The 25,233-nt window shown below is 43.8% G+C and carries 20 protein-coding genes; 4 read left to right on the top strand and 16 right to left on the bottom strand.

From position 1 onward, the window contains the following. Positions 1-8: 8 nt before the first annotated feature. The 10 genes from mgfK to MZO41_RS07750 all read right to left on the bottom strand — a co-directional run bounded on the left by mgfK (position 9) and on the right by MZO41_RS07750 (position 13,329). Positions 9-1,010 carry a gluconeogenesis morphogenetic factor MgfK gene (mgfK, locus tag MZO41_RS07795; protein WP_003641037.1) on the bottom strand — a complete coding sequence of 334 codons (1,002 nt, stop codon included), beginning with the start codon at positions 1,008-1,010 and terminating at the stop codon, positions 9-11. Further along, positions 1,007-1,891 carry an RNase adapter RapZ gene (gene rapZ, locus MZO41_RS07790; RefSeq protein ID WP_128650883.1) on the bottom strand — a complete coding sequence of 295 codons (885 nt, stop codon included), beginning with the start codon at positions 1,889-1,891 and terminating at the stop codon, positions 1,007-1,009. Before rapZ ends, mgfK begins: the two co-directional genes overlap by 4 nt. A 196-nt stretch (positions 1,892-2,087) precedes the next feature. Then, on the bottom strand, positions 2,088-2,624 hold the full coding sequence (locus MZO41_RS07785; RefSeq protein ID WP_011101155.1) for an HdeD family acid-resistance protein: 537 nt from the start codon (positions 2,622-2,624) through the stop codon (positions 2,088-2,090). A 201-nt stretch (positions 2,625-2,825) separates the two neighbouring features. Then, on the bottom strand, positions 2,826-4,229 hold the full coding sequence (gene argH / locus MZO41_RS07780; RefSeq protein ID WP_011101154.1) for an argininosuccinate lyase: 1,404 nt from the start codon (positions 4,227-4,229) through the stop codon (positions 2,826-2,828). Next, complete coding sequence (locus MZO41_RS07775; RefSeq protein WP_003641033.1) at positions 4,229-5,464, bottom strand: argininosuccinate synthase; 1,236 nt, start codon at positions 5,462-5,464, stop codon at positions 4,229-4,231. Before MZO41_RS07775 ends, argH begins: the two co-directional genes overlap by 1 nt. A 336-nt stretch (positions 5,465-5,800) precedes the next feature. After that, entirely contained in the window at positions 5,801-6,277 is a 477-nt protein-coding gene (locus MZO41_RS07770) for an S-ribosylhomocysteine lyase (RefSeq protein WP_003641031.1), read from the bottom strand. Positions 6,278-6,337: 60 nt separating this feature from the next. Further along, positions 6,338-9,193 (bottom strand): excinuclease ABC subunit UvrA, encoded by a 2,856-nt coding sequence (uvrA, locus tag MZO41_RS07765; RefSeq protein WP_003643969.1) that lies wholly within the window; start codon positions 9,191-9,193, stop codon positions 6,338-6,340. 34 nt (positions 9,194-9,227) lie between these two features. Further along, a complete protein-coding gene (uvrB, locus tag MZO41_RS07760; protein WP_003641029.1) occupies positions 9,228-11,231 on the bottom strand; it encodes an excinuclease ABC subunit UvrB in 2,004 nt (667 codons plus the stop codon). A 148-nt stretch (positions 11,232-11,379) separates the two neighbouring features. Continuing rightward, positions 11,380-12,027 (bottom strand): HD domain-containing protein, encoded by a 648-nt coding sequence (locus MZO41_RS07755; protein WP_003641028.1) that lies wholly within the window; start codon positions 12,025-12,027, stop codon positions 11,380-11,382. A 105-nt stretch (positions 12,028-12,132) separates the two neighbouring features. Then, a complete protein-coding gene (locus MZO41_RS07750; protein WP_013355256.1) occupies positions 12,133-13,329 on the bottom strand; it encodes an MFS transporter in 1,197 nt (398 codons plus the stop codon). Between the two features lie 169 nt (positions 13,330-13,498). Between MZO41_RS07750 and MZO41_RS07745 the strand changes: the two genes are divergently transcribed. After that, positions 13,499-14,056, top strand: a complete 558-nt coding sequence (locus MZO41_RS07745) for a M15 family metallopeptidase (RefSeq protein WP_003641026.1) — start codon at positions 13,499-13,501, stop codon at positions 14,054-14,056. Positions 14,057-14,501: 445 nt separating this feature from the next. Here MZO41_RS07745 and MZO41_RS07740 read toward each other — a convergent pair whose 3' ends face one another. Further along, positions 14,502-15,860 (bottom strand): FAD-dependent oxidoreductase, encoded by a 1,359-nt coding sequence (locus MZO41_RS07740; RefSeq protein WP_128650885.1) that lies wholly within the window; start codon positions 15,858-15,860, stop codon positions 14,502-14,504. Between the two features lie 153 nt (positions 15,861-16,013). Here MZO41_RS07740 and MZO41_RS07735 point away from each other — a divergent pair, with 153 nt between their 5' ends. Beyond that, positions 16,014-16,724: an EAL domain-containing protein gene (locus tag MZO41_RS07735; RefSeq protein WP_003643965.1), complete on the top strand. Its 711-nt coding sequence runs from the start codon at positions 16,014-16,016 to the stop codon at positions 16,722-16,724. A 123-nt stretch (positions 16,725-16,847) separates the two neighbouring features. Here the strand turns inward: MZO41_RS07735 and MZO41_RS07730 are convergent, their stop codons facing one another. Then, complete coding sequence (locus MZO41_RS07730; protein ID WP_058906924.1) at positions 16,848-18,575, bottom strand: phospho-sugar mutase; 1,728 nt, start codon at positions 18,573-18,575, stop codon at positions 16,848-16,850. 218 nt (positions 18,576-18,793) lie between these two features. Between MZO41_RS07730 and MZO41_RS07725 the strand changes: the two genes are divergently transcribed. Together MZO41_RS07725 and MZO41_RS07720 are read left to right on the top strand one after the other, a co-directional pair. Continuing rightward, positions 18,794-19,246, top strand: coding sequence for a DUF3290 domain-containing protein (locus MZO41_RS07725; protein ID WP_003646084.1), 453 nt, complete (start codon positions 18,794-18,796; stop codon positions 19,244-19,246). Beyond that, positions 19,247-19,879 carry a DUF421 domain-containing protein gene (locus MZO41_RS07720; RefSeq protein WP_003641021.1) on the top strand — a complete coding sequence of 211 codons (633 nt, stop codon included), beginning with the start codon at positions 19,247-19,249 and terminating at the stop codon, positions 19,877-19,879. A 105-nt stretch (positions 19,880-19,984) separates the two neighbouring features. On the opposite strand, the gene trxB is transcribed toward MZO41_RS07720, so the two are convergent. From trxB to MZO41_RS07700, 4 genes are all read right to left on the bottom strand, one after another. Further along, positions 19,985-20,923, bottom strand: a complete 939-nt coding sequence (trxB, locus tag MZO41_RS07715; protein WP_003641020.1) for a thioredoxin-disulfide reductase — start codon at positions 20,921-20,923, stop codon at positions 19,985-19,987. A gap of 92 nt (positions 20,924-21,015) precedes the next feature. Then, entirely contained in the window at positions 21,016-21,873 is an 858-nt protein-coding gene (locus MZO41_RS07710; protein ID WP_003641019.1) for a hypothetical protein, read from the bottom strand. Continuing rightward, complete coding sequence (locus MZO41_RS07705) at positions 21,866-24,010, bottom strand: cellulose biosynthesis cyclic di-GMP-binding regulatory protein BcsB (RefSeq protein WP_080396939.1); 2,145 nt, start codon at positions 24,008-24,010, stop codon at positions 21,866-21,868. The genes MZO41_RS07710 and MZO41_RS07705 overlap by 8 nt, the downstream gene beginning before the upstream one ends. Then, on the bottom strand, positions 23,949-25,202 hold the full coding sequence (locus MZO41_RS07700; RefSeq protein WP_044429357.1) for a glycosyltransferase family 2 protein: 1,254 nt from the start codon (positions 25,200-25,202) through the stop codon (positions 23,949-23,951). The genes MZO41_RS07705 and MZO41_RS07700 overlap by 62 nt, the downstream gene beginning before the upstream one ends. Between the last annotated feature and the right edge of the window lie 31 nt (positions 25,203-25,233).

The following is a 25,233-nucleotide window of genomic DNA, read 5'->3' as shown; positions in this document are numbered from 1 at the left end:
CGACCCCCTTATCTGAAAACGTCGGAATGACCGACTAGATTCATTAATTCAGCGACAACTTGGTCGCCATCATGAAAGGCCCCATTATCACGGAGTTTCAAGAAGTTCGATGAGATTACGCGACAGTTTTGTTCACGTAACCCCCGGAAGTCATGACTCACTTGCTTTGAAACTTCGTTAAACTTATGAAAATCCATGTAATCTTCTGGCACTTTTTCGGTGTTAACTAACACCGTATTAATAAAGTTTTGCCCCAAATGACGGTTTAAGACCCGCACATGATCAGCATCGGAGAAATTATCCGTTTCACCTTTTTGAGTCATAATATTACAAATATAAACCACTTCTGCATCAGACTCACAGACGGCCCGACCAATATTTCCAATCGTTAGGTTCGGTAGAATACTGGTAAACAAACTACCGGGCCCCAAAACAATCTGATCTGCCGCCATAATCGCATCAATAACTGGTTGAACTGCTTGTGGTTCCTTACCATTCTTGTCAGTGACCCAAACACGTTCCAATGACTTATGGGCAGCGGTAATTTCGGCTTCACCTACTAACTCGGTACCGTCACTAAACTTACCATGTAGCGTGAGTGCCTCGTTGGCTGCCGGGTAAACATGACCATCTACTTGCATCATATTTGATAATTCCTGCACCGCGTCAAACACCCCGGATTTCATTTCCGTTAGTGCCGCAATAATTAAATTACCAATCGCATGACCTGCAAAAAATTGATCATCACCCTGGAAACGATACTGAAAAATATCTTTATACAAATCCGGCCAACTCGACAACGCCACCATTACATTACGAATATCACCAGGTGGAACCACGTTAACATAATTGCGAATAATGCCGGATGACCCACCATCATCAGCCACCGTCACCACTGCGGTAATATCGACTGCCTGCTTACGCAAGCCGTTCAGAACAACCGGCAAACCGGTTCCTCCACCAATCACCACAATTTTAGGCCGCTGGGTCTTAAATGTGTATTTTCTCATGAGCGATTAACAGTTTCCTTTCGTTTCTCAATATCACGATGACTGATGTGAACCTTGTAGTGCTTAGCCAGCGCTTCACCGATACGTTGCGTCAAGGCAACGGACCGGTGTTGACCACCCGTACAGCCAATCGCAATTGTCAAACTACTCTTGCCCTCGGCTTCATAGCCGGGCATAATGCTTTCCAGCATACTCAAGAACTGCTGGTAGAAAGCTTCCGTAGCTGGTTGCTGCATAACGTAATCCGCCACAGGTTTATCTAGTCCCGTCAGCTTCTTTAATTCAGGAATGTAGTATGGATTAGGCAAGAAGCGCACATCCATAACGATATCTGCATCAATCGGGAGTCCGTATTTAAAACCGAATGATAGCATTTCAATATGAAAAGTCTCATCCTGATCCGTTTCGAATTTATCAAAAATCGATTCGCGTAATTCACGTGGTGTCAACGTCGACGTATCAATGACGTATGAAGCCCGATCTTTCAATGGCGCCAATAATTCTCGTTCTTTGCGCACGCCTTCCATGACGCGACCTTCCATGGCTAATGGATGGGAACGCCGCGTCTCTTTATAACGTGACACTAATTCTTCGTTGGAAGCATCTAAAAACAGAATCCGGGTCGACACAAAGTCCGTGTTGTCTAAGTTAGCCAACATATCCATAATTTCGTCGTAAAAAGCCCGCGAGCGTAAATCAATCACTAACGCTACTTTCTTTATTTTACCCGACTCCTCAACTAATTCTGAGAACTTCGGTAATAACGCTGGTGGCATATTGTCAATGCAAAAATAGCCCAGGTCTTCAAAGCTTTGAACCGCAACCGTCTTACCGGCACCGCTCATCCCAGAAATAATTACTAGTTGTAATGATTCTGCCATGCTGTATTGGCCCCCTCTAGTCCATATTGTTGGTAGTATAACACACCGGGTGTGTCATTTCTACTGACGTGCCACTTCGACCCGCCATTTGATTCCAAACAGTATTACATTAACGCGCAAAAAAAGACCCCTTAACAACACCCTGACACCACCAATAGTGAGCGCCAAGTATCGCTAACGAGTCAATACTGCCAAGCTAGTTACGCCGAGCAAAAGCAATCAAGATTGCGTTGATGCCAAAAACTGCAAAGTAGAAACTAACCAGTACGTTGAAACTAATCACAGCAATCATTGGATTGATTACTAATAAGATTCCCAATGCCAAACTAATAATATCCAAGATTAAAGATAGAACAAAATACCCGGTTCCAAAGACGCGTAGATGTGAGACTACGGTCAGCCGTTCAATCGAATCGATCAAGAACCAAAAGGCAAAGACGTAACCGAGTACCAGTACCCCAGTCGGTGCGTGGAATAAAAATAATAACCCCACTAAAATATCAATAATCGCAAACACAAGGGCAAAGTTTGCCCGCAACCCTGTTTCACGGCGTAGTTTTGTGTACCCACCGATTGTGGTGACCCCGCTAATAATTGCGGCGATGGCAAATAAAAAGACTAAACTTAAAAGTGCTGCTTGTGGTTGCTTGATGACAAAGTAAGCGGCGATCAAGAAAACGATCCCCGTCATGAATTCAGTCCAATCAAACCCCCAGCGATGATCATTAAACATACATCAACATCTCCCATATCCGATATTAATTCCATCTTACCAGTTAATGTAAGAGTTTCCAATTTTTCTGATAGACTTTATGTTAGCTTAATGCTTTTTCAAAATGTCGATAGCACTAAAAACGACCTCTAAATGCCGAGGCTCCGCCACTTAGAGGTCATCTTTAAAAATAATATCAATGGTCAAATTGATAAGCATTAATTAATCAGTGGTTTCAGATTGATAGGCTGACAATTGCGTTTGTGCCCGTTGCAATTCTTGTCTAATCTGATCAAAACCAGTACCACCTAGCGAATGCCGCCGTTCCACCGCAACTTTTGCGTTCAAATCATGGTAGACATCTTCTTGGATCAGCGGTGAGATTGACTGATATTCTTTGAGTGGAATATCCTGCAACGGCCGCTGTTTTTTCAAGCCATCCAAGACGAGCTTCCCCACAATGGCATGGGCCTCCCGAAATGGGATTCCTTTGTTTGCAAGGTAATCGGCTAGTTCGGTCGCATTTGAGAAATCGTTAGTCGTGGCATCAGCCATCCGATCTTCATTAACGGTCAGCGTTGCCAACATGCCGGTGAAGACGTGGAGACTCGTTAACACGGTCGTGACCGTATCAAACGCCCCTTCTTTGTCTTCTTGCAGATCCTTATTGTAAGCGAGCGGAATCCCTTTCATGACAGTTAGCAATCCCATCAAGTTGCCGTAAACCCGGCCGGACTTGCCCCGAATCAATTCGGCCATGTCAGGGTTCTTCTTTTGCGGCATAATCGAACTACCCGTTGAAAACTGATCGCTCAAACTGATGTACTTGAATTCATAACTGCTCCAGCTGACAATTTCTTCACAAAACCGTGAGAGATGCATCATCAGGATCGAAGCATTGCTGAGAAACTCAAGCACGAAGTCCCGGTCAGAAACGGCATCCAAACTATTATGATAGACTTCACTGAATCCTAATAGTTTCGCACTATATTCCCGGTCGATTGGGAAAGTCGTTCCAGCAAGTGCAGCGGCTCCCAATGGCGAAATATCGGTATGCTTCAGGTTAAACTCGAAGCGTTCCATGTCCCGCTTGAACATTTGGTAATAAGCTAACAGGTAGTGCGCGTACGAGATGGGTTGGGCGTGTTGCAAATGCGTGTACCCCGGCATGACCGTCTCCACGTTCTCACTCGCTTTATCGACCAATACCGTTTCCAGTTCATGTAGCCGGTCCAATATTAGTGGTAATTGATGCTTCAAGTACAAGTGGAAATCCGTGGCAACTTGGTCATTCCGCGACCGGGCCGTGTGCAACTTCCCAGCGACCGGCCCAATCTCTTCGGTCAATAATGACTCAATATTCATATGAATGTCTTCGTTGACCGTTGAAAATTCCAACTCACCTTGTTTTTGACGCTCAGCCAAGGTTTCCAAACCAGCAACAATTTGATCAACATCAGCGGCGGGCAAAATACCAGTTTTCTTCAACATTTTAACGTGTGCCAGTGAACCAGCAATATCTTCTGCGGCAAGCAACTGGTCAAAGCTAATTGATGCCCCAAAGTCATCAACATACTTAGCACCCGTTTCGGTAAACCGGCCACCCCATAGCTTCTGGGTACTCATTAGGCGTGTGCCTTATCAGTCTTAGCTTCGGCCTGAGCCTTCGCTTGGACTTGGGCATTAACTTGCGTTGGTAGGCCCCATAGCTTAATGAAACCAACTGCCGCTTGTTGGTCAAATGAATCCGCTGATGTATAGGTTGCCAAGTTCGTATCATATAGTGAGTTGGGTGACTTCCGCCCCTCAGTAATAACGTTACCCTTGAAGAGTTGTACCCGAACTACCCCATTGACGACTTGCTGAGTTTGCTTTAAGAAGGCAACCATCGCTTCCATCAATGGTGAGAACCAAAGACCGTTGTAGATCGTATCCGCAAGCTTTTGTTCAATGATTGGCTTGAAGTGAGCTAACTCACGCTCAAACGTCAAATCTTCCAAATCTTTATGTGCTTTGAGCAATACCGTTGCAGCTGGTGCTTCGTAAACTTCCCGTGACTTGATACCGACCAACCGGTTTTCAATATGGTCGATCCGACCAATTCCATGTTCACCAGCAATCTGATCCAACTTGATGATTAAATCAGCTAGGTTAAGTGATTCACCATCTAAAGCAACTGGCACCCCAGCTTCAAAAGTGATTTCCAAAGTCGTTGGCGTATCCGGCGTATCAGCTAAGGCCTTCGTCCGGTCAAACGCATCGGCAGGCGCGCCCTGCCATGGATCTTCTAGAATGCCACATTCATTAGCCCGGCCCCATAAGTTTTCGTCAATCGAGTAAGGGCTGTCCAAATTGATTGGTACGGGAATATTGTGTTCCTTAGCGTAATCGATCTCTTCTTCCCGTGACCAGTGCCAATCACGTACAGGCGCTTCGATCTTGATATCCGGTGCAAGAGCGTGGATGGCAACCTCAAACCGAACCTGATCATTACCCTTCCCAGTACAGCCATGGGCAATTGCAACAGCGTGCTCTTGCTTGGCTAATGTGACTAACTTCTTAGCAATTAAAGGACGTGAAAGTGCTGAAACCAGCGGGTATTCACCTTCATACAAGGTATGACCTTGTAAAGCAATTAACGCATATTCTTCAGCAAATTCTTGCTTAGCATCAATCATATATGATGAAACAGCCCCTAATTTTAGGGCCTTTTCTTTGATTGCATCCATGTCCTTGCCTTCACCAACATCAATTCCGCAGGCCACAACATCATAGCCCTTATCCTTCAACCAACTAATTGCGACCGACGTATCTAAACCACCAGAATAAGCGAGAATAATTTTATCATTTTGTTTGACCATTGATTTGTACCTCCGAAATTTTTATCTTTGCTTTTATCAATGACAGTATCGTACCACCCAATTTAACTTTATTCAATAACATTTTAAATATATTCATAATTTGCACAATATTCACTAAAATATAGAATTTTTATGCAGATATTCACCAATATCAGTATATTTTTTGTTATTTTTGAAACACTACCTTAATCTAATCTTAGATTGTTTTCCCACGATTCAGGACCGCTAAGCTCGCACAATGTCAGTAAACAGCAAAAAGAGCCTAGCTTTTCGTTATGAAAAGCTAGGCTCTTTTTAATTGGTGGCCGGCACCACCATTACTTTTTATATTTTGGTCTATTCAACGACTTTGCGTACAAATGGATCCGATGAAATTCCTTGCGATAAAATCAACTTGGCCCATTCCTTAGCTGAGAATAAAGAATGATCCTTGTAATTCCCACAGCTATCGATGGTCGTCCCTTGTACGTCTTCCCACTTAGCTGGGCCAGCAATGAATTCTAATGAGGACTTCAATGCCTTAGCAACTTCAACGGTGTCATGTTCACCCCAAGTAATCAAATGAAAACCAGTCCGACAACCAAATGGTGAGCAGTCAATCACGCCATCCATCCGATCACGTAATAATCCAGCCAACATATGTTCAATCGTGTGTAAGCCCGCCGTATCAATAGCGGTCTTGTTAGGTTGAACTAACCGCAAATCAAAATTAGTGATGGCATCACCCTTAGGCCCATTTTCCACCGTAATTTTACGAACGTAAGGTGCTAAAACCTTGGTATGATCTAATGTAAAACTTTCTACTTTAGCCATGTACAAACAACTCCTCTAAATTAAAATTACATTACAAACTCAAGTGTAGCACATTGCCCGTTATTTAGCAGGTGCAGTTGCTTCACGTGCTCGATCCCGTTCTAGAACGGGCTTCAAGTATTGGCCAGTATAACTTTCAGCCACTTCAGCGACCTGTTCTGGTGTCCCAGTAGCAACGATTGTTCCGCCGCCGTCACCGCCTTCTGGGCCCAAGTCAATCAAATAATCCGCCGACTTCACAACATCCAAATTATGCTCGATGATTAACACGGTATTACCCGCATCCACCAACCGATCCAAGACACCAATCAAGCGCCGAATATCTTCACTGTGCAACCCAGTCGTTGGTTCGTCCAAGATGTAGAAATTCTTCCCCGACTGTTGTTTGTGCAATTCGGAAGCTAACTTCATCCGTTGGGCTTCTCCACCTGATAAGGTCGTGGCGGGTTGGCCTAACTTAACATAGCCCAAACCAACGTCAACCAAGGTCTGTAGTTTCCGTCGAATCTTTGGAATTGGTTCAAAGAACTTAACAGCTTCTGAAGCGGTCATTTGAAGAACATCGGCAATATTTTTGCCTTTGTATTCAACTTCCAGCGTTTCAGAATTGTATTGCTTACCATGACACACTTCACAAGGTACAAAGACATCGGGCAAGAAATTCATTTCAATTTTTAGAATCCCGTCACCGTGACAAGCCTCACAACGACCACCCTTAGTATTAAAACTAAAGCGGCCCTTCTTGTAACCACGTAATTTAGCTTCATTCGTTTGTGCAAATAAATCACGAATATTGTCAAAGACACCAGTATATGTGGCCGGATTACTGCGTGGTGTTCGGCCGATTGGACTTTGGTCAATATTAACTAACCGTTCAATATTCTTAATACCACTGACACTCTTATACTTACCAGGCTTTTCAGAATTACGATTCAACTTCTGTGCCAATACGCGTTTCAAAACATCGTTAACCAAGGTCGACTTACCAGAACCGGAAACCCCCGTTACCACGACAAATTCGCCTAGTGGAAAATCAACGTCAATTTGCTTGAGGTTGTTTTCGGCCGCACCAGTGATACGAATCTTCTTACCATTACCCGGACGCCGAGTTTCAGGTAGTGGGATAAACCGTTTGCCCGATAGATATTGGCCGGTCAGTGACTTCCGCGAGCGAGCCACTTGCTTGGGCGTTCCGGCCGCCATGACCTCACCACCGTTTTCACCGGCACCCGGGCCGATATCCACGATATAGTCAGCGGCCCGCATCGTGTCTTCATCATGTTCGACCACGATCAACGTATTCCCCAGATCGCGCATCTTCTTAAGTGAACCAATCAAGCGGTCGTTATCCCGCTGATGCAATCCAATTGATGGTTCATCCAAGATATAGAGCACGCCGGACAAGTTCGATCCGATCTGTGTTGCTAACCGGATTCGCTGGGCTTCCCCACCAGACAGCGTCCGTGCAGAACGGCTGAGCGTTAAGTACGCCAGTCCCACATTTTGCAAGAATGATAACCGGTCGCGGATTTCCTTCAAGATTGGTTTAGCAATCACGAGACTTTGTTCTGATAAGCTCAACTCGTTAAAGAAATCGAGTTCCTTACCAATGGCTAAGTCAGAGACCATCCCGATATGTTCGCCACCAACTTTGACAGACAGGGCCTTGCGATTTAAGCGGAACCCATGACAAGTCTGACAAGTGAGTTCCGTCATATACTTTCGCATCACATCGCGGGTGAAATCACTATTCGTTTCGTGGTAGCGGCGGTCAACATTGTTGATAACGCCCTCAAACACAGCGTCAACATCGCGAACACCACCAAAGTCGTTCTGGTAGTGGAAATGGAACGTCTTTCCGTTAGACCCATACAAAACCGTTTGTTGATCAGCTTTTGATAAGTCTTCATACGGCACATCCATCGGAATTTCTAACTGTTCACAAGCTTGCTTCAACATTTCAGGATAATACTGTGAACTGATTGGATTCCAAGGCGCTAACGCACCTTCAGCCAACGTCAACGACTTATCAGGTACGACAAGGTCCTCATCGACTTCTAGCTTGATTCCGAGACCTTCACAGTCTGGACAAGCTCCCTGAGGCGCGTTAAACGAGAATAACCGTGGTTCAAGTTCTCCCACAGTAAACCCACAGATAGGACAAGCATAATGTTCTGAGAACATAATGGGTTCGCCACCGATCACATCCGCAATCGCATAGCCCCCACTTAATCGCAACGCCGCTTCAAAAGAATCAAATAACCGAGAACGGTCACCTGACTTCACAACGATCCGATCAATGACGATTTCAATCGTGTGTTGTTGATTCTTGTTCAGTTCAAAAGTTTCACTGATATCATGAATATCACCATCAACACGGACCCGCACGAAACCTTCACGCTTGATCTTTTCAAAGATCTTTTTGTGCTCGCCCTTTTTCTGGCGGACAATTGGTGATAAAATCTGCAACTTCGTTCGTTCCGGTAATTTCTGAATCCGATCAACCATCTGTTCAACGGTTTGACTCGCAATCGGTGTCCCATCGTTCGGGCAAATCGGTTCACCGACTCGGGCCCACAGTAACCGTAAGTAATCATTGATTTCTGTAACGGTTCCGACCGTTGAGCGCGGGTTTTTGGATGTTGTTTTCTGATCGATCGAAATAGCCGGACTAAGCCCATCAATTGAATCAACGTCTGGTTTTTGCATCTGTCCTAAGAATTGACGCGCGTACGCTGACAAACTTTCCACGTAGCGACGTTGTCCTTCCGCGTACAAGGTATCGAACGCTAACGAACTCTTACCTGAGCCAGACAACCCCGTAATCACGACTAATTTGTCGCGCGGGATGGTAACGTCGATATCTTTTAAATTATGGGCTCGCGCACCGTGAATGACAATCTTATCATTTGCCAAAAAAAGGCCTCCTCAATCTCAAGCCAGCAACCTGCTAGCTAATTTGTGCTTTCAATTCCATGACCGTATCACGCAGCGTTGCGGCTTGTTCAAAGTCGAGCTTCTTAGCGGCGGTCTTCATCTGTTCTTCCAACTTACTAATCATATCTAATTGTTGTTCACGGGTCATATCATCAAAGTCGGTTTCTAAGAAGTCATCCTTCTTGCCCGCGTCTTCAGTGGTCTTCGTCGAAGCAATTAGCTCTGGAATGGCCTTCTTAATCGTATGTGGCGTGATGTGATGATCTTCATTGTACTTCATCTGTACGGCACGACGACGTGCAGTCTCATCCATCGCGGCCTGCATCGAATCAGTCGTGGTGTCAGCATACATAATCACTGAACCGTGCTCATTACGAGCCGCCCGACCAATCGTTTGGATCAACGAACGCTCGTTACGAAGGAAACCTTCCTTATCCGCATCCAAAATCGCAACTAGTGAAACTTCGGGAACGTCAATTCCTTCCCGCAACAAGTTGATCCCGACCAACACATCGAACTTGCCCAGACGCAGGTCGCGGATGATCTGCGTTCGTTCCAACGTCTTAATATCACTGTGCAAGTACCGTACCTTGATGCCTAAATCCTTAAAGTAGTCGGTCAAATCTTCCGCCATCTTCTTAGTTAACGTGGTGATAAAGACCCGTTCGTTGACCTCAATGCGCTTATTGATTTCACCCACTAAGTCATCGATCTGACCCATAATCGGTCGAACCTCAATCGTAGGATCCAATAAACCAGTTGGTCGAATAATTTGCTGGACGACATGCTTGGTCCGATCCATTTCGTAAGGGCCCGGCGTTGCGGACATATAAACCACTTGATTAATATGCTGTTCAACTTCTTCAAGTTTCAATGGCCGGTTGTCCAACGCACTTGGCAAACGGAAGCCATAATCGACTAGCATTTGTTTACGTGCTCGGTCCCCATTATACATTCCCCGAACTTGGGGCATCGTCACGTGTGACTCATCGACCACGAGCAAAAAGTCCTTCGGGAAGAAGTCCAGTAACGTATACGGTGGTTCGCCAGGTTTACGGCCATCCATAAAACGTGAATAGTTCTCGATACCACTAGTGTAGCCCATTTCTTTGAGCATTTCGACATCATAGGTCGTCCGCTGCTTGAGTCGTTGCGCCTCTAACAATTTGCCATCGGCAGTCAATTCTTTCAGGCGGCCATCCAACTCATCTTCAATGCCCTTGATGGCGTGTTCCATAATCGCATCATTCGTCATAAAGTGGGTCGCTGGGAAGATCGCAACATGTTCACGATCAGCCACAATTTCACCGGTTAAGGCGTCAATCTCACGGATTCGATCAATCTCATCGCCAAAGAATTCAACGCGCAATGCGTGATCATCCCGTGAAGCCGGAAAGATTTCTACGACATCACCATGGACCCGAAAACGCCCCCGCTGGAAATCAATATCGTTACGATCAAATTGAATATCAACAAGTTTACGCAACAGATCATTGCGGTCGATCTCCATGCCGACTCGCAGTGAGACTACGTGATCTTGGTACTCGTGAGGATCCCCTAAACCGAAAATACTGGAGACCGATGCCACGACGATCACATCGTTGCGTTCCAATAATGAGCTGGTCGCAGAGTGCCGTAACTTATCGATTTCATCGTTGATTGCCGAGTCCTTTTCGATATAGGTATCACTCGAAGGCACGTACGCTTCCGGCTGATAATAATCGTAATAACTCACAAAATATTCAACGGCATTGTTCGGGAAAAACTTCTTAAACTCCCCGTATAATTGACCCGCTAACGTCTTGTTATGTGACAAGATTAACGTTGGCTTATTCACCTTTGCAATCACGTTCGAAATTGTAAAGGTCTTCCCGGTCCCGGTCGCCCCCAACAAGATCTGCTCTTTTTCTCCCGATTCAATGCCAGCGGTTAATTGCTGGATCGCTTGGGGTTGATCGCCCGTTGGTTGGTAATCTGAAACTAAGTCAAAATGATTATTATCTACCCGATCAATCAAACGTAGTCCTCCTTTTAAACGGTCACCCGTTCATATCATCTATTGATAACTAAATCTTACTGTCGCACCATAAAAAATAGGCAAGCCCGCGCTTCCCTATCACATTCAAATCGCATTTAATTTTAGCACATCGAACATACTTTCGCCATTAATCGGATTGCGGCCCGGCCGTTAAAATCTGGGTCGTCAGCGCCTGTAATTGATCCTGATGCGTGAACGGTTCCGCTAACATCTCTGGTAGCACTGCTTTTAAGAAATATTGAACACTAGTCATCTTTTTAAACGCGACAATTGTTTTTAAACTTTCTTGATAAATATCCCTAAAAACTGGTTCCGGATTACCCTTTTGAATTTCACCAAACGACTCATACAATAGGTCAATTTTATCGGCTACCGACAATATCTGGCCTTCTAGCGTTTCATCCTTGCCTTCTGATAGACGCCGTGAATAAGCTGCCTGAAACTCAGCTGGAATCTCATTTTGCACAAAATTTTGTGATAATTTATGCTCAACATCCGCCAGCATCGTCCGTAGCGTCGGCGTTGCGTACTTGACAGGCGTCTTAATATCCCCGATAAACCGCTCATTATAGTCGTGATTCAGCGCCTTCTCATAGAGGGCTCGCCAATCAACAATTTGTCCGGCATTTTCTTCCACATCACCTAAAAATTGGGCGACTTCAGCAACCTTAAATGAATGCGCCGCAACTGAATGATTCTGATACTTAAAAAAACCCGGGGCCCGTTGAATCGTTTCTAAATTACTTAAGCTCTGAAAATATTGATGCATTCCCATTGCAGCCCACCATCCTTCAATCTAATTTGGCCTAAGTGTAACAAAAGCGCCCCGGGGACGCAAACCCGGAGCGCTTTCGCTGATTAGCTTAACTGTTATGCAATGTTAAACTTGCTGATGTGAATGAACCTGGTTCGGTAATCGTAACATAAATGCCATTAAATAAGAAACAATCAAGAATCCGGCCACCACCAGATATGGATAGTGATAATTCATATCTAGTAACATCCCCGACATGATTGGGCCAACGATATTGCCAACACTCGTTAAGGACATGTTAAGCCCATTGATTAGCCCCTGGTTGGCCTCACTTGCTTTCGTTAATAGGGTCGTAATAGCGGGCCGCAAAAGATCGAATGCCGAAAAAATAACGAGCGTTGCAACCATGACAGCAACTTTCGAATGAGCCTGCGTAATCCAGATAGTGCAGAGCGCCGCAGCTGCAAAGCACACCCGAATGACCCGCCGTTCGCCCCAACACTGGACAAAGGTATCAAATAGTGCCACCTGTAGGAAGAGCGAAATCAAACCATTTAAAGTCAAGACCAACGCAATGTTGCTCAGACTAAAGTGAAAGACTTCATTCACGTAAATACTATAAATGCTCTCAAACCCCTGTAAGCCAAAGGAAGACACTAAAATCATCGTAAATAATATAATAATCGGGACGGTCCAAAATGCCCGCGTCATCGGATGATTGGTCGTCGTTGTCGTGGCCGTAATTGCTTCGCGATCAGGATCAATCTGACGATCCGCAGGCAACAGAATGACGAGCACAATGGCACTGAGTAATCCCAATGCACCAGCAACCCAGAACGGCGTCTTATAACTAATACCAGCCAATACCCCACCGATACCGGGGCCTAAAATCAAGCCACCACTAAAGGCCGCCGATAACCAGCCAATTACTTTAGCTCGCTGTCGTTTGGTCGTAATATCGGATGCTAACGCCATCGCCGTCGGAACGACCATCGCTGCTGATAAGCCACCAACAATCCGGGAAATATTAAAGACCCACAGCTGGTTGGTTAGCGCAAATAGTACTTCCGAGACCATATATAAGACTAGCCCTACCGTTAATACGGGCTTGCGACCAACTTTGTCTGAAACCCGGCCAATAATGGGTGAGGCCACAAATTGTGCCAATGCGAATAGCGCATTCATTATTCCCATATCGGTAGCCGTTAAATGCAGTTCATTTTTAATAAACGGCATGACTGGAATAACTAAACTAATCCCTAAACAAACTAAAAACTCACTAAAAACTAAAATTAAAATTGCGCGTCGTGTTTGTCGATCCATGCGACCTCACCTCTTCAATCAATTGTTAAATTTACACCGCTTTCCATCATATCAGGGACCCGGATTGAAAGCTAGCAGAAAGTTTGACACCATTTGCAACCCTTTTAGTCGGTAAAATATCGGCCAATCAGATACAATAAGCATAACTAAATTCTAAGGAGGACCTACTATGGATCAAGCTTTAACTGGTTTCACCAATATTCAACACTTAGACTCCGAAATCATCGTTGACCTGCGTTATGCCACCACTAATAACTTTACTCATCAAGTGATTTACGACTTTACCACGGCCATTGTTCGCACTGGCACGGCCCACAAACTCGCCAAGGCAAGCGCCCTGGTTAAACAACAAGGTTATCGACTCAAAGTCTGGGATGCTTATCGGCCCGTCAGCGCCCAGCGCCGTTTATTTGAAGTGTATCCTGATCCAGAATTTGTTGCCCAGCCTAATCCTAATTTCAGCCACCAAAAAGGCGTCACCTTAGATTTGACCCTGGCCCATCCTGATGGTAGTGAGTTAACAATGCCAACTGCCTTCGATGACTTCACGGCAGCTGCTCACCGTGACGCTCCTCGAACCGCACTTCAAGAAAAAAATTATCAGCTGCTGGACACCGCCATGACCGCCGCGGGCTTTGTCGGCTACGTTAACGAATGGTGGGACTACCGCGACACCGAAATGGACGCTTACCAACCCCTAGCCGCCGATCCCAACGACTATGCTTGACCAATCGCTTTCAAATAATATAAAGGTGGCCGCCAAACAGTCAGGTTATGAAACCCACTGTTTGGCGGTCACCTTATTTGGCTCATTATTTTTATGGATTCACCAGCACTTATTATTAAAACATGCTAGTTAGTTGGATTGTTGCCCGTCAGCATATGCGCGTCCTCGTCTGACTTCCAGGAAACCACTCGAGTGGCAGATGAACGGCCGCTTAACCCAAGCTAAGCTGTCGCTGAACCATCTACTCCGTTAGACTTGGAACAAACGTTAACATAGCACATTCGTTTTGAATACCATCCCAGCGATTGGCAGCAATACCTGAAGAACGGTATCGGACACACTCCCCAAACAAGTTTACGCTAATCTGAACTTATTCCAGCGGGTCTAAGCTGGCTGTTCTTGATTTTAACAACCAGCACCTTCTGAACATAATTAGTGCAAAAACTTAATTATTCCGACGATAGCCATGTTCCTGATCTACTGCAGCCTGCGCCACTAAATTCAAGTAATTAAACGGTTCATCAAAGTTGGGTGAGAATAGCATATCCATGAAGGCTAATTCATCAATCGTATTACCATTATGAATCACTACGGACAACGTATTTGCTGATTGTGAAACTTCATGAGCACTCATTAGTTGACCACCCAAAACCTTCCGCGTTTGTTGATCATAAACCAACTCAATCATGACTTTCGCCGTGGTAGGCATAAAGTCCGGCCGATAATTGCCTTCATAAAAAGCTGCTTGGGCATCGAAGTTAGCTGCTTTGGCCGCCGTTAAGGTCAGACCTGCACAAGCCACGGTCTGATCAAAAATCAACATCCCAGTCGTCGCTTGCGTACCAATTGCACCTAAGCGTTTATCAAAGATATTAATTCCTGCCAGTGCACCTTGCCGAATTGCATGTGAGACTAATGGCATATAGGCGTGTTCCTTCGTAGGATTAAAGTTAACTTCCGTCACATCGCCAGCCGCAAATATATCCGGGTTGGAGGTTCCCGTATAACGGTCCGTTACAATGGCCCCCTGCTTAGTTCGGTTGACCTGTCCCGCCAATAACTCTGATTGTGGAATCACACCCGGACAAATAACAGCCATATCAAATATTTCTTCACTATCAGCGGTTGCAACTCGTAGTCGATTATCAGCCGTATCACTAAAAGCCGTCACTTGTGCATTGGTTCTAACTTGGATGCCTTTCGTCGTTAACAAGTCTTCGATCTTCTCAGAAATTTGTGGATCAAGATACTCATTAATTAAGTGGGGGCCCCGTTGAAACAACGTCACAGTGTGTCCGGACTTCACGTACCCCTCAGCAAGTTCCACCCCCGAATAGCCACCACCAACGATTGCAATATGGTGTGCATGTTTAGCTGCTTCGTAGAGTTGCTGGGCCTGTTCGCATGTTTTGCAAAGCATGACCTTAGGATTCTCTACGCCCGGAATAGCCGGGATTGCAGTGATTGAACCCGTCGCCATGACTAACTTATCATAGTGATCCGTTTGTAATTCTTTTGTCTGTAAATTTTGAGCCAAAATTGTATGCTTATCAGCATTCACATTAATCACATCATACTGCATCCGCATCTGCACACCTTGTTCACTAAATTCACTAGGATTAGCGTACAACGCTTGATCCAAATTATGGATGGTACCCCCTAAGTGTAGATAAGTCCCACAAGACATATATGAAATATCCGCGTGCCGTTCATAGACGGTAATTTCAGTGCCCGGATAATATTTCAAGATTTGTTTCATGGCGGCAATCCCCGCATGTGTACAGCCAATAATGGCAACTTTCATTGTTTCGACCACAGCTTTCATTAAAAGTTAAAATTTAACTTGGATTAAGTTAAACATTTATTTAAGTTGACGTATACTTAGAGTATACAGCGATTCGGTTGATATTAAAACGATTCAATGATTTTAAACTTATTATAAAAGGCGATGGTACTTATGGAACCAATTTACCGCTATTTTGTACAACCTCAACTTAACTTACTCAACAATACAGTTTACGGATACGAACTACTAATCAAACAACTAACCCCAGACGGCTGGCGTCTGCCTGAATCCTTTGCCGCAATTAGTTCACAAGTTACCTCTGATCTGCTCATTGCAACAACTAAAATTCTTGGACTAAAAGTTCGTTATTGTGCAGTCAATATCAGTCGCGAACAATTGATGGATACAACGGTTGCGAAGGCCATTATTCAAAGTCAGGTTCAGCTCTATCCTGCTAAATTAGTCGTTGAGCTAACTGAGGAACGTAGTCCTAAGGATTATCCAGATACCATGTTAATCCCACACTTACGGGGGTTCATCGAACATGGTATGCAAATTTCACTTGATGATGTTGGTACCGGAATTAACGATTTCAAGAGTATCCAAGAAATTTTGCCATTAGCTTCTGAATTAAAATTTGCGTTGCAAAACTTCCGCAGTGATATCAAAGATCCTAAGATTCAGCAAAAGCTCCATTTTTGGCGGGCCATCAGTAGTGAATACGGATTGCGTTTAATCTTAGAGGGGATTGAAGACGCCGAAGATGATCGCTTGAGTAGTCACTTCGATATTAATCTTCGACAAGGTTATTACTATGGCAAACCGCAATTATTACGCCTACCCGGTGACCCCGTCAACTTTGAATATCCGACAATGAATTAATTTCTAATATGAACAACAACTAAATAACGCCTTACGAAATTAACTTGAAATTTCGTAAGGCGTTATTTATCACTTAGCATGGCTAGTCAGCTGGGCCGTACAACTTCTGACTAAATAACCAATTTATTCTTTAATAAACGCTTGAATGGCATCTTCAAATTTCGCTAACTTATCATTAGCTTCTTCTAACGTACTACCTAGCGTCCCAATGTAGAACTTGATCTTTGGTTCCGTACCAGATGGCCGAATGGCGATCCAAGTGCCATCATTTAAATGATACTTCAAGACATTCGCCTTTGGCAAAGCAATTGGTGCCGTGTGGCCATCAGCAAAGCTTTCCGTTTGACTCTGGAAGTCTTCAGTCCCAGTGACATCGTAGCCGGCAAAGGCAGTTGGTGCTTCGCTTCGGAACTTAGTCATCAGAGCCGCAATCTTATCGCTGCCGCCAACGCCATCAAATTCTTCGGACGTGGTTTGTTCGCGGAAGTAACCGTATTCCTTAAACAAGTCTTGTAATCCATCATAAAGGTTCTTACCTTGTTGCTTATAATAAGCCGCTACTTCGGCTAAAAGCACTGTGGTTTGAATCGCATCCTTGTCATGAACAAATGGTTTGATTAAGTAACCGTAACTTTCTTCAAAACCAAACATATAGGTATGTTCGCCAGTGGCTTCAAAATGTTCGATTTGTTCAGCAATATACTTGAAACCGGTCAAGACATTGATCATCGTGACACCATATGAAGCCGCTACTTTAGTAGCAAATTCACTTGAAACAATTGACTTAACTGCGGCCGCATTGGTCGGTAACGTCCCGGCATCCTTGTTTGCTTGCAAGATGTAGTGTAACAAGACAGCGGCAATTTGATTACCCGTCAACAGAACATACTCACCATTAGGTTGACGAACAGCTGTCCCTAACCGGTCAGCATCAGGATCAACCGCAATCAAGACATCCGCACCTTCTTTTTTACCCAAATCAATGGCTATCTTAAAGGCTTCAGGAAATTCAGGATTAGGGAATTTAACCGTCGAGAATTCAGGGTCAGCCACAGCTTGTTCCTTAACAACACTGAAGTTTTTAAACCCGGCATTCTTCAAAGCCTTTTCGCCAAGCATCCGGCCAGTCCCATGTAATGGTGTGAAGACTAACTTCATGTCCTTACCGACTTCATCCACTAGTTTTTGATTGATCGTCACTTCTTTGACCTTAGCTAAGTAGTCCTGATCGACATCATCCCCAATAATGGTTTCCGTCTTATCAGCTAATAATTGTTGTTCATCAGCAACGGCAATCGCAAAGACATCGTCAACTTTACGAATATATGATGTGATAAGATCAGATTCCTTAGGTGGCATTTGACCACCATCTTCGCCATAAATCTTGTAGCCATTATATTGCTTCGGATTATGGCTCGCCGTAATCATGATCCCTGCGTAAGTATGCAGATGCCGAACGGTAAATGAAAGTTCTGGGGTTGGCCGCAAGCTTTCAAAAACGTATGACTTGATACCATGTTGGCCCAATACTCGCGCAGATTCATGCGCAAAATCTTCTGAATGATGGCGGGAATCAAAACTGATTGCTACCCCGCGTTCCTTAACCTCAGCAGGCAAGGTATCCATGAAGCGTGCTAACCCTTCCGTTGCTTGACGAACCGTATAAATATTCATCCGGTTGATACCAGGTCCAAGTACCCCCCGCATCCCCGCGGTTCCGAATTCCATTGGTTCATAAAAGGCGTCTTCTAAGGCGGCGTCATCGCCAGCCATGCCCGTCAATTCTTGTTTTAAACTAGTTTCAAGTGTCGCTTGGTTTTTCCAGGTATTATAAGTATCCTGCCAACTCACAAAAACCATCTCCAATTCCGATATTTGTTAGTGCTTACAAAAATAGTATACAACATTGACACACTTTACAAAGTAAAATTTACTAAGAAAATCCATTAATTAATGCATTTTAAATGCGTAGTGGGCCCGCATCAGTGCGAATACCCATAAATTCTGAAGTGCTAGTTAGTTCAGTCACTATCAAAACTTGCTATAATAAATCTTATAAGGAGGCCATCATGACTTTTTATTCATACAACTACTTAGTCCATCAAAATAACAATCATACTCTTGTCCAACTCGCAGCCATCGGCATCATTATATTAATAATCGCCATACTCAGCTGGTTATGGTACCGCCATAAAACAGACCTAAAATACCGCGACTTATTCATTATCATGGTTTTATTATTATTGCTGCTCGTCGGCATTCAATTTAATGAATGGCAGACAATCAAAAATAGTTTCAACCAAAAATCACAAGTGACACAAATTATGCAGCGTGTCGCCAAAGAAAAAGGGGTTCGTAAAACCGCGGTCTGGTCTAATACAAGTTCTGTCAGCAGTGGGATGCTCATTAAAGTCCATGACCATATCTATAACGTGACGATCAATACGGATGGAAACAGTTATACCCTGACTAAAGCCACACCGATTCAATCAACAATCAATTATGTTAAGGAGGGGCAATAAATGTTTTCATACTGGGATGTGACGATCAAACTGGCCCTCGGGCTATTGACCATCATTCTACAAATCAATCTATCTGGTAAAAGTAACCTTGCGCCAATCAGCGCCCTCGACCAAGTTCAAAACTACGTTCTCGGTGCAATCGTTGGGGGCATGATTTATAGTACCAGCGTTACTGTTTTACAATACATTTTAGTGCTTCTCATCTGGACACTGCTAGTGCTGGTCCTGCGATTCCTAACACATCACAATCGCTACGTGAAACGTTTGATTGATGGACAGCCACAGCTATTGATTAAAAATGGGCAATTACTCGTCAGCACGGCCCTCAAAAATGGGATGAGTGCTAACGATCTGATGTTTCGCTTGCGTACAGAAGGTATCACGGATATTCGCTACGTCAAACGGGCCGTACTTGAACAAAACGGCCAACTGACGATTACCCAAGTGGGCGACGACGCCGTCAAGTATCCAATAATCGTCGATGGTCAGGTCAACCTCGATGCGCTTGAAACTAGTAATCATGATGAAGCCTGGTTACTGACCCAATTGCAGGCCCAGCACTATACTGTCAGTGATATTTACCTGGCAACGTATACTAACAAGCAATTGCTTCTATTTCCCTATCAACACTAATTCGCGAACCTTTGGTCATCGTCAAACAATGACTAACGCTATATTTACCAATAAAAAATGCGTGGCTGATCTCAATTAAATCAGCTACGCATTTTTTAATTTTATTTAATTGTTAACTTTGTCGCCTAAAGCAGTGATATAAGTGTAAACGCCTTGACCGGCAGTTCCGCCTTCACCAACCGCCGTCGCAACTTGGCGTAAATCTTTCTTACGAACATCACCGACTGCAAAAATACCAGGGACCTTGGTTTCCATGTGGTCATTAGTTTCGATCCAGCCGTTTTCGTCAGTAATCCCAAGATTACTGAATGGCTTCGTAATTGGGTTAATACCAACATAGATAAAGACACCATCGACCGCAATCTCACTGTCTTCACCAGTCTTATTATTATTAACCTTAACTCCCGTGACCTTCTTATCATCACCGATGATTTCCGTCACGTTGCTATTCCAAACAAATTCCATCTTTGGATTAGCAAAAGCCCGATCTTGTAAGATTTGTTGTGCCCGCAATTGGTCACGACGATGAATAACCGTCACCTTATCAGCAAGCTGTGTCAGGTAAGTGCCTTCCTCAATCGCTGAGTCACCGCCACCAACGACAACTACATGCTTGTTACGGAAAAACGCTCCATCACAAACTGCGCAGTATGAGACACCGCGGCCACCATACGTATCCTCGCCAGTAACACCCAGCTTACGATATTCAGAACCAGTCCCAATGACAAGGGCCTTAGTCTCAAACGTATCGCTATCCGTCGTCACAATTTTAACATCGCCACGATCTTCAACGGATTCGACGCTACCATACGCGTATTCAGCACCAAACTGGGTCGCTGATTCATACATGTCTTTAGCCAAATCCGGCCCCAAAACAGATTTGAAGCCCGGATAATTTTCAATTGCGGCGGTATTATTCATTTGTCCACCATAGATTCCGCGATCTAATAGTAGCACTGATAGATTGGCTCGTGAAGCATAGAGGGCGGCTGTCATGCCGGCAGGCCCCGCACCAATAATAATCACGTCGTAACTCTTTGCCATTTCTAAAGACCCCTTCCACTTAAATTCCTATGACGCTTAATATACCCCCAAAATTTACATTTGTCGACTATCTTGTTTGTACACAACCGAAATCAACGCGCCACATCATACTCAGTTTCTTTAATGCCAGTATTCATAAAATCATACGGGCTCTTCATCTTTTCCGCATCCCAACTCGCGATACCAACCACCAATAAGATTTCTAATGAATTTAGGCTGGTTGAGCGTTGTAAATTTTTTTCAAAATTAGATTTAATGCGGTTCGCTGCAATTTGAGCGCCTGGTTGGTCTGAAAATAACAAGATGGCCCACGTTGGATTATTCTGATCAAGGGAATAGGTAATATCGTTATCTCGCGTTGCCGATGTAATCGTATCCGAGACCAACCGCAATAAATCACGGTATTGTTGTTCACTCATCATCCGTCGAATTTCATTATAGTATCGCACCCGAATAATAACCGTGGTAACCGGTAATTGAAACCGTCGATTCGTTTCGATAAACACTTGTGCATCTTGAATATATGCGACAGTTGTTCGCAAATTGGTTTGTTCGTCAAAGGCCCCTCGTTTCATAATATCTGCTCGTAGCTTGGCATTGGCCGCTTGCAATTGTATTAATTGCCGGGTCATGCCATAAAAAGTAGCTGACAAAAGCAACGGCATAATCAACCAAAAAATCATCATCATTGGAATTACGGCGTGATGCGTTGAATTAATATAAATCATGACGATTGCCTGAGCAAAGATAAATAGTAAGTTAGCCATTAGACCAGTGACCACACCGAAAAAATAAGTCATCAAAATCATAATGATCGTTACACCTAAATAGATCGTATTAAGTGTGATATTAGGGGTTAACGCCATCAGTACGGCCATCGTGCTAATAAGCGCTAAAAATAATAACAAATAAACGTCAGCAAAAATAGATGTTCGTTGATCATCATTCATGGTGCTGCCCCTTTCGCTCTAACAAACCACTTTTACGCATAATCAGGAATCCTGCCAGTAAAATGATCACCACGATTAGCAACGCAATACCTAAATAAATCACTAGCTTAGAATTCTTCTGAATAACTGTTTTGGCGTTCACGCCATCATTAACTGTCTTATGCTTCTTAAAACGATAATTATAATGATTATTATCGTGATCGACGACAATCGCATCACCTTGATACTGGGCAATGTTCCGTTGAAAATTGATTTGAGTAGACGCCCGGTAGACATCACTACTCTTCGCGGCGGTTACAACTAGCAATCCCGCTCGCTGATTATACGGTGAGCGTAACAGCTGGGCAGTGCCAATATTTTGACCATACGTTTTCTCAATACTAAGTTTCTCATTTGACAGGAACCCAGTAAAATGTCGATTATATTTAAAATACAGCTTAGAATTCAGAGACCGAATAAACGCGTTTTGAGCTGGCGTCCCAAACGCAATTACGTTGCTATTTTTGAGTACCGTTTTACTAGGCTGATGGGTATAAAACTGAATATTGCCAGTATTACTTTGCGCATAAGTTCCAATAAGATTAAATATATTAGTTAGCGTTTGAAAATCGTCACTAGTCAGCGTTCGTGGTCGAACAACTGCAATGTGGTTAAAGGTCGCATTCTTCAAAAACAAATATGGATAATTCGTAAATAATAAAGCTGCGACTGGCTTTGACTTAATCGTCGCTTCAGAATCAGCCTTAATCAGCGCCCACGGTGTTTGGGCATTATCACTTTGAGCCGCCTCACTCATCTCAAGATCAAAGGCGACACGAATCGTGAAACTATGCCCTAGCGCTTTTCCTTTCGGCAGACTAACGGTCAACTCATCATTATTGGCACGCGCTGCTGTGAGTCTTTTACTACCTAAAGCGGAATCATTTACATAAACCGTTACAAGCGATCGTTTAAAATCCAGGTTCTTAGCATAGCGAAAATGAATCCGGATTTTCGAACCATCAGCATTGGTCCGATCAACAGGGAGACTAACAAAATAAGTACTTGACTGATGTTTAGCGCCAGTCAAATAATCATCGCTGGTCGTCAATTGCGTTTTGCCACCGTATTGTAGCTCAGAGGTAAACGTCTGTGTGCTGTTACTGATGTATTTCGTATCTGCTACTGTTTCCTGCATTAATTCCTGATTAGCAATAAATCGGCTTGCCTTCTGCAATAATTTGGTATTGAAGGCACTCACAATTAAATAATGTTTATCATCATGCGTATATGTCTTGATAACTGCATGTTCTCGCAGTCGCTGACGATCAAGTTGCTGCTGAAACACTTTAGGCAAATGCTGATAAGTCGCAATGACCAACTGATAATCAGCCTGTTTAGCCACCGCGGTATCTGCCGTTGTTACCGGAATCTGTGTATTCTCTGTGGTAATGGTCCGCGCCTCACCCGTTAACGCATACATGCCAGCTGACAACTCTGCGTTTGATGCTTGATGTGGCAGCGTTATGACTGAATTAGCATTCGCGATGGTATCAGTCCCAGAAAAATGCGCATAAAAAGATTTAATAGCCGTTGTTGGGGGTTGCAAGCGATACTCAAAGTTAGCATTCGCCCCATTGTAAATCGTCAACCAGTTGGCAGGTGTCTGCACCAATTGAGAACTTTGCTGGCCTTTTTTATTCAGGATCTGCCCACTGATCTTTAACTGATTTTCACCTTGAATTAACCGCAGTGGGACTTCGATAGCCCTAGTTTGGAGTCCAGTCTCCTTTTTGGGCCGGAATGAGTAAAACTTCGTTCCGTTCAACGACAACGTAATGTCAGATGTCTCTCGATTGGCCAACTGCGAAATTTGGAAATTTAGATTAATCGTCACTTTTTTGACTTGCCAATAATCCATTTTAATAAAATACATATTGGCCTCAACTGCATCACCAGACAGTGTCGTTGTTGAGTTTTGAAAAGGTTGCGTATAAGTTTGTAGATTATTTGCTGCCTGCCCACTGATAGGACAGCTTAGATTACTACCCATCCCAATTAATAAAGCGAGCATGCCTATTAACCAGAAGAACCACTTACTGATACCGTTTGGTTTTATACCACTTTGCTTGTTGATGAAAAACTTGTTCACGAACATACCCCACCATTCCATGTGCAGCCACTGCCAGCCACATCTGACTATAGACTAAGTACATAAAAACAATAATCATTAAATTGGCAATCGTCATTTCCCCTTTTTCCGTTGTAATTGTCACGAACGTACTGATTACAAATGTGATGATGGCCATTAGCCATAGTATATTGCTGAACCCTACCAAGTCGGAGTGTGCGATTCCAGCTACTGAAAGGACGAACATACTATCTGACAAAATCAGCGACGTCATTAATAAAAAGTAAATCGATAGAAAGTACAACAAGTCAAATCGAATTGGCCGCCCCGTTTTAGTGAAAAGTAGCCGTGCGTTTTTTAAAATGACATAAATATTGCCTTTGACCCACCGTGTCCGCTGATGAAACCACACATCTAAAGTTTGGGGTTCTTGTTCCCAGGTAACGGCTAGGGGTTGAAAGCGAATCCGATATCCCATTCGATAAACGCGAAAACTGATTTCCGTATCTTCCGCCAATGCTTTAACATCCCAACCACCAATTTTCTCAAGAATATCTCGCCGAATAACATAATTGGTCCCCGGGATCGTGCATAATTTAAACAACTTTTCCCGGCCCGCCTGAGCCATCCACTGAAATGATAGCGTCTCAATATTGATAAAGCGTGTCAGTATTGATGCATTCTTGTTCCGCGTACGAAATTTACCAATCACTGCCGCTAGCCGTTGATCACTCATTAACTCAGCCACCAAATACCGTAATGCCGTTCTTTGAGGTGTATTATCCGCATCATAAATCGAAATCAACGAACCACGTGCCTGTTTAAGGCCAATATTAAGCGCATTCGACTTTCCCTTACCACCATTAGTCTTATCAGTATTGATCACTTTCAAGTTTCGATGTGGATACAATGACTGCACTTCCGCCAGTAATTCAGCAGAATTATCATCCGAATTATCATTAATAATAATAATTTCATAACGATCCTTGGGATAATCAAAATTCAATAACGACTGTAACGTTTTGACGATTACAATACCCTCGTTATGCGCGGGCACCATAATTGAGACAAAGGGTACCTTTACCGGTAATTGAGGTTCAGGACGTCGCACCTTTTGTAAATAATTCACATAGCCCGCAATTGTTAAGACAACGTTCACGACTAGAATGCCCCAAATCGACAATACAGCCAAGAATAGAAAATAATCTAAAATACTAATATTAATTCCTCCCGTTATGATAGCAACGATG

The sequence above is a fragment of the Lactiplantibacillus sp. C232 genome, from assembly GCF_023806725.1.
In the GTDB taxonomy this organism is placed as follows: domain Bacteria; phylum Bacillota; class Bacilli; order Lactobacillales; family Lactobacillaceae; genus Lactiplantibacillus; species Lactiplantibacillus plantarum.
Note: the sequence above shows the minus strand (reverse complement) of the source record. Positions and strands in the feature narration are given on the sequence as shown.